Annotated in this window: 1 protein-coding gene; it reads right to left on the minus strand. The window is 41.2% G+C overall.

Features of this window, described 5'->3' with window-relative positions; all coding sequences use genetic code 11:
- A partial coding sequence (locus ICL16_RS37925) for a DUF7453 family protein (protein ID WP_190836743.1) occupies window positions 1-1430 on the minus strand: 1430 nt, incomplete at its 3' end.
- Between the last annotated feature and the right edge of the window lie 9 nt (window positions 1431-1439).

Genomic DNA, 1439 nt, shown 5'->3' on the forward strand with positions numbered 1-1439 from the left:
CTACCAGGAATGGCGGTATTTTTATCAGCAATGATACTTAGTACACCGTCACTAATTTTGTAAATACCTTCTGCTGTATTGAAGACTAAAGTGTTGCCATCAATCGCCGAACTACCAATCGAGGTGAAGTTGCCCACGCCATCGCTCAGGGGGGTGATATCGACAATTTTGCTGATTGTAAAGGCTTCTTCTAGTGGAGGGTCTTGAGGCTGAACAACAGAAGAGTCGGACACAGGCTCGGCAAGGAACATCCCTTGTGTGCCATCTGTAAATTCAGCCAGGAAGACGATTTGACCTTGATTGTTTAACCCTTGAGACGAAAAATACACATTTTTCACAGTTGAGCCGAATAAGGTATCACCACTAGCTATCACTTTATCATTCACTGGGTCAGCACCTGTGTAAATGGCTGATTCTCCGAAAGCTAATATCGCACCAAATGCTACTTTACCACTGTTATTAATGACAGGATTGCCAAATCCTCTAAACTGACCACTGATATCAGCGATCGTACTCAAGCTCCCGCTAGCACGATGGAACAGACTAATAGTATTCTGATTTGACAGCACCACATCGCCACTATCATTAATATCTAGTGCATCAGCGCGTATTTCTACCAAAGGAGAAACTGAACCATTTGTATAGATTGCTTTTGTAGTACCAAAAACTACTTCGCTATTGTTGTTAATGTCAACTGAACTTGAAGAGATTGTAGTAATACTTAAATTACTTTGATTTGGTTTGCTAAGGCTAATACCATATGGTTGTTTTAAATAAACTACTTCCTCAAGATCGTTAAGTCTTGGTTCACTTACGTCTTGTAAAAAAAGACCACAATTACAACCAGGCGAACCCGTAACCGGGGTATTATTTTGGAATATGTAGTCTGCGCGACGTATAGTGGAGCCATTTTGACTTGTTAAAAGCGCTCTGTGTAGAAGGTAGCCTACTGCATATTGAGATCTAAATGCAATAGTACCGTTGTTATTGATTCCTTCTACTGAGTCCAAAAAGACTTGTGCAGGGGATACTCCGAGTCCAAATAAAGATGATACGGTATCCGAGTTAGCAATCTCTGTCAACTGATTTCCATTACTGGTGTATAGTATCCTATACCCGGAAATATATTGGCTTTGTCTTGTTGAAGTTACCAGAAAAGATACTGTGCCACTATCATTAATTACCACATTTCTGGAAATACTTCGCCAGGGGAAGCTTTTGGTATCAGCGATTTTAGTGAAGGAATAAGTAGCCGCTTGTACCTGTGTTGCGGCAAGGGCGCTCAGACACAGGCTCAATGTTACCCCTCCACTCCAGTTTTGTAACCATTTTTTCCATTTCTCGCCCAGCTTCGCATTCTGGTGAGAATTTTCCACAGCAAAGTTGATCAGTCGGCGCTGACTACGAATATTATGGATATATGTATTCATTTGACAACA

Origin of the sequence: Iningainema tapete BLCC-T55 (genome assembly GCF_014698965.1) — a bacterium.
GTDB classification, from domain to species: domain Bacteria; phylum Cyanobacteriota; class Cyanobacteriia; order Cyanobacteriales; family Nostocaceae; genus Iningainema; species Iningainema tapete.